5 protein-coding genes are annotated in these 4,911 nt (G+C 48.0%); 3 read left to right on the top strand and 2 right to left on the bottom strand.

Annotation, left to right across the window (positions count from 1 at the left end; all coding sequences use genetic code 11):
* Together mreC and ACTHUT_RS13900 are read right to left on the bottom strand one after the other, a co-directional pair.
* On the bottom strand, positions 1 to 832 hold an 832-nt coding region (gene mreC / locus ACTHUT_RS13905; protein WP_440418914.1), incomplete at its 3' end, for a rod shape-determining protein MreC.
* An 11-nt stretch (positions 833 to 843) separates the two neighbouring features.
* Positions 844 to 1,884 (bottom strand): rod shape-determining protein, encoded by a 1,041-nt coding sequence (locus ACTHUT_RS13900; RefSeq protein WP_250600936.1) that lies wholly within the window; start codon positions 1,882 to 1,884, stop codon positions 844 to 846.
* 224 nt (positions 1,885 to 2,108) lie between these two features.
* Here ACTHUT_RS13900 and gatC point away from each other — a divergent pair, with 224 nt between their 5' ends.
* The 3 genes from gatC to ACTHUT_RS13885 all read left to right on the top strand — a co-directional run bounded on the left by gatC (position 2,109) and on the right by ACTHUT_RS13885 (position 4,889).
* Complete coding sequence (gatC, locus tag ACTHUT_RS13895) at positions 2,109 to 2,399, top strand: Asp-tRNA(Asn)/Glu-tRNA(Gln) amidotransferase subunit GatC (RefSeq protein ID WP_063075405.1); 291 nt, start codon at positions 2,109 to 2,111, stop codon at positions 2,397 to 2,399.
* 150 nt (positions 2,400 to 2,549) lie between these two features.
* The gene (gene gatA, locus ACTHUT_RS13890) at positions 2,550 to 3,998 is read left to right on the top strand and encodes an Asp-tRNA(Asn)/Glu-tRNA(Gln) amidotransferase subunit GatA (RefSeq protein ID WP_250600934.1); all 1,449 of its coding nucleotides are present in this window, start codon (positions 2,550 to 2,552) and stop codon (positions 3,996 to 3,998) included.
* Positions 3,999 to 4,013: 15 nt separating this feature from the next.
* Positions 4,014 to 4,889 (top strand): VirK/YbjX family protein, encoded by an 876-nt coding sequence (locus tag ACTHUT_RS13885; protein WP_440418913.1) that lies wholly within the window; start codon positions 4,014 to 4,016, stop codon positions 4,887 to 4,889.
* Positions 4,890 to 4,911 lie beyond the last annotated feature (22 nt).

The raw sequence follows: 4,911 nt of genomic DNA, 5'->3' as shown, positions 1-4,911 counted from the left end.
AAGAAGGGGCGGAAGAAAGTACCAAGACAAAACGGCTGCTGCGTAAAGCGGCCAAAGGCGTCAGTTGCGTATCGTAATAAGGCGTTCCCGATGCACGGACAACCTTGCTGACGGTTGCAACGGGAATACCTGCCGGATAAGTACCGTCCAAACCGGAAGTCAGCAGAACATCGCCGGGTTTCAAGTCGGAGCCGGTTGGGAAATAGCGCAAATCCAAACCGTTGCCATTGCCGTATGCCAAGTTGCGTTCACCGGTGCGGCTGACGGCTATGGGGACAATGCTTTGTCCGCCTGAAATCAACCCAATTTCCGCACTTTGTGTGTGAACTTGTGTCAACAGGCCAATCAAACCGCTTTGATCGATGACCGCGTCGCCAACTTTCAAACCGTCTTGACTGCCCTTGCCGATAATCAGTCTTTCGGAAAGTGGATCTTTGCCATTGGAAATGACTTCCGCACCGATAACGTTGTGAATGCCTTTTTGTTGCAAACCGTACAGTTTTTTTAATTCGCGCAATTCATTGGTATTGACTTTATCTCGCTGTAAATCGATTTTCAGACGGCCATTTTCTTCCAAAAGCTGGCGGTTTTGTTCCAAGAGCTCGGATTTGGACTGGGAGAGGTCGGCAAAATATTGATAAAGTTGAACAGGTTGATTCGCCAGCCATTGAGCAGGGTAGAGCATAGGCATGACTGCCGCGCGTACAGGCTGCATTAATGAAAAGCGGTAATCAGCTACCATCAGACCGGCAGCCAGAGCAATATAAACGACAAAACGAGGCAACAGCTTAGGGCCTTTTGCCTCGTCAAAGCGCAAAGAAGAGCGTTCCATAACCATCTACCTTATGGGTTTTCCGTGAATACGGTATCATCCCATTTGCCGATATAGTCCAAAGCCTTGCCGGCACCATAGGCAACGCAGTTCAGAGGTTGGTCGGCAATACCGACGGGCAGGCCGGTTGCGTCGGCCAAGACGGTATCGATACCGTGCAGAAGCGCACCGCCGCCGGTCAACATAATACCGCGGTCGGCGATGTCGCCGGCCAGTTCGGGTGGAGCCTGTTCTAAAGCCAGACGGACGGCACGGATGATTTGATTTAATGTTTCACTCAATGCTTCACGGATTTCAGTTGAAGTAACAGCCAAGGATTTAGGCGTACCTTCGGCCAGATTGCGGCCTTTAATGCGCATGGCTGTTTCGGTTTCAAAGCCCGAGGCCGAGCCGATTTGTTTCTTCAATTCTTCGGCCGTAGCTTCGCCAATCAAGACACCGCGATGGCGGCGAAGGTAATGGATGATGCTTTTATCGAATTCATCGCCGGCTGCGCGGACAGAAGCAGAATAGGCCATGCCGCCCAGCGAAAGAATACCGATTTCAGTCGTACCGCCGCCAATATCGACAATCATCGAACCTGCCGCATCTTCAATTGGCAAGCCCGCGCCTAAAGCGGCGGCCATCGGTTCTTCAATCAAATGCACGCTTGCCGCGCCGGCAGCAAATGCGGAATCCAAAATTGCTTTACGTTCCACTTGGGTAGAGCCGCCCGGAACACAGATAACCACACGAGGCGGAACCAAAGACCGTCCTTCGGTGGCTTTTTTAATCAACATCCCTAGCATACGCTCGGTAATCACAAAATCGGCAATCACACCGTCCCTCATCGGGCGGACAATTTCGATATTGCGCGGCGCACGCCCCTGCATTTTTTTGGCTTCCGTGCCCACGGCTATAATTTTACTTTTATTGCCTGCGCCGGATTGAATCGCAACCATGGACGGCTCATCTAAAACAATCCCTTTGCCGCGTACAAAAATCAGCGTGTTGGCCGTGCCCAAGTCGATGGCAATATCATTAGAGAGGAAACGAGATAAAAGGCGAAACATAGGATTCCTGAAATTCCGGCCCAGCCCGGATGTGTTTAGCATTATTTAAAATAAGAAAAACAGGTACACAGTTTTAGACGGATAAATGCCCCCTTAAAAGGCCGTCTGAATTAAAACACCATGCCAACCTGTTTGGTTTTCGGTTATAATTCTTCGCTTCATAGAAGATGAAATGCAATGATACCCCAAACCCAAGAGGCATTGCTATCAGACAAGGATTTTTTATGGCTTTAAGCTTAAATGATGTGGAAAAAATAGCAAAACTCTCGCGCCTCACTTTAACGGACGAAGAAAAAAACAAAACGCTTGCCGAGTTGAATGACATTTTCGCCATGGTTGAAAACATGCAAAGCGTCGATACCGACGGCATCGAACCCATGGCGCATCCGCATGAAGCCGCTTTGCGCCTGCGCGAAGATAAAGTGACTGAAACCGATCACGCTGCAGAATATCAGGCTGTTGCCCCCGAAGTGCGCAACCGTCTGTATATCGTTCCTCAAGTGATTGAAGAATAAGGTTTCAGACGGCCTTTGCTTATCGGCAAACCCCTATTACAAGGCCGTCTGAAAGGATATTCTGTTCAGACGGCTCGATTTATTGATTTAAACGGATGTTTTCAATATCTGTTTTGAAAGCAAAAACTGTTTTATAGAAAGTACGGCACAATGACCGCTTACACGCTCAAACAAGCCAGCAGCCTGCTGCAATCCAAACAAATTTCTGCAGTCGAATTGGCGACCGAATATTTGGCCGCTATTGCTGCGAAAAACCCTGCCATCAATGGCTATGTGACCATCGATCAAGATAAAACCCTTGCTGAGGCCAAAGCAGCCGATGCTCGTATCGCAGCCGGTAATGCAACGGCTTTGACCGGTGTGCCGGTTGCTTACAAAGATATTTTCTGCCAAACAGGTTGGCGCAGTGCATGCAGCTCCAAAATGTTGGATAACTTTGTCTCTCCTTATACTGCCACTGTGGTGCAAAACCTGTTGGATGCCGGCATGGTGACTCTTGGCCGTACCAATATGGACGAATTTGCCATGGGTTCGACCAATGAGACTTCGTTCTACGGCGCAACCAAAAACCCATGGAATCTTGAACATGTTCCCGGCGGTTCGTCAGGCGGTTCGGCTGCCGTGATTGCAGCGCGTTTGGCACCGGCTGCGTTGGGTTCGGATACCGGCGGTTCTATCCGTCAGCCTGCATCGCATTGCGGTATTACCGGCATCAAGCCGACTTACGGTACGGTTTCACGTTTCGGTATGGTTGCCTATGCTTCCAGCTTCGACCAAGCCGGCCCTATGGCGCAAACGGCCGAAGACTGTGCGATTTTGTTGAACGCCATGGCCAGCTTTGACGAGCGCGATTCCACCAGTTTGGAGCGTGACAAAGAAGACTACACCCGTGATTTAGACAAGCTGCTCAAAGGTTTGAAAATCGGTTTGCCTAAAGAATATTTCGGTGAAGGCGCGGATGCCGATGTTCAGACGGCCTTGCAAAGCGTTATCGATTTGCTCAAAGCACAAGGCGCGGAGACTGTTGAAGTTTCCCTGCCGCAAACATCATTGTCGATTCCCGCTTATTACGTTCTCGCCTCTGCAGAAGCAAGTACCAACTTGTCCCGTTTCGACGGCGTACGTTACGGCCACCGTGCAGCGCAATTCGGCGACCTTGAAGAAATGTACAGCAACACCCGTGCCGAAGGTTTCGGCAGTGAGGTTAAGCGCCGTATCATGATCGGTGCTTATGTATTGAGCCATGGTTACTATGATGCTTATTACCTGAAAGCGCAAAAACTGCGCCGTCTGGTTGCCAATGATTTTCAGACGGCCTTTGGTCAATGTAATTTCATTTTGGCGCCGACTGCGCCGACTGCCGCACCGAAACTCGGCAGCGACATCCACGACCCTGTACAAATGTACTTGTCCGATATTTACACCATCGCCGTGAACCTTGCCGGTTTACCTGCACTCACTCTGCCTGCCGGTTTCAGCGCAAACGGCCTGCCGATTGGTGTGCAATTTATCGGCAACTATTTCTCCGAAGCCAAAATTTTGGGTGCAGCACATCAAGTTCAACTGAACAGCGATTGGCACACTAAAGCGCCGGAATAAGGGTAGGGAGTCTATATGCCTGAAAAGTTTTCTTTTCCGGGATTTAAAACTGTTTATCAGAATGCACCAAAGTTTAAAACGCAACATTTAAAATTTACATTGAGGACATTGTGGTATCGTAAAGAAATTAAGGCATTTGAGCAGTTTGTAAATGCTTCGGAAATATGCCAAAGTTTTTTTAGTCAAATGCCCCAAGATGCCTATCCTTTGATACATGAGTTTGTTGATAAGAAATTTAGTGGTCATGATAGGTTAAAAATTATGCAGTCAGATTTTGAGGCTGCAGAAAAGCTGTTTGGAAAAGAAAGAGTAATGGGTATGAAAACCCGTTCCTTTCATATTGTTTTGGCAAAACCTTCAGACGGCCTTGAGATTTGGCTTAACCGAAATGACAATTGTGTCGATGAGGGAATGTGGTCTCTTTCTTTACGAGAAAGCAATGGAAGACGTCTGTATATGACAACATTCGCCTTTGTAAATAATATGCTGCTTGCAGCCTCCCTTCAGGGACCAGCAGGAGAAGAGGCGAAAGATACCGTACGGGATTTAACTAAGAAGCTACATGGATTGCGTCCTCAGCAATTGATGGTGCATGCATTGCAATATTTTGCTATTGCATTAAAGCTGGATGGTGTGATTGGTATCACACAAGATAGGCAAGTTAAGCTACGTTGGCGCTTGAAGAAACGTGTCAAAATGAACTATGACCAATTTTGGCAGGAGCATGGTGCTCAAAAGGGTGTTGATGGATTATGGCATCTTCCAAAAGAGCCGGTGCGTAAAGATTTTGAGGAAATCGAAAGCAAAAAACGGTCTATGTATCGTAAGCGTTATCAGATGTTAGATGAAATCGAAGAGCAAATAAGAAATGGTTTAGCTCCTATAACATAAACTATCATCTGATGAATAAAAC

Source organism: Neisseria sp. P0022.S010, from assembly GCF_051956635.1.
The sequence above is the reverse complement of the archived record's forward strand: the minus strand, read 5'-3'. Positions and strand labels throughout refer to the sequence as shown.

Coding starts and splice junctions, on each gene's coding strand:
- ACTHUT_RS13900 (WP_250600936.1), bottom strand. CDS start 1,884: ATGTTTCGCCTTTTATCTCGTTTCCTCTCTAATGATATTGCCATCGAC.
- gatC (WP_063075405.1), top strand. CDS start 2,109: ATGGCTTTAAGCTTAAATGATGTGGAAAAAATAGCAAAACTCTCGCGC.
- gatA (WP_250600934.1), top strand. CDS start 2,550: ATGACCGCTTACACGCTCAAACAAGCCAGCAGCCTGCTGCAATCCAAA.
- ACTHUT_RS13885 (WP_440418913.1), top strand. CDS start 4,014: ATGCCTGAAAAGTTTTCTTTTCCGGGATTTAAAACTGTTTATCAGAAT.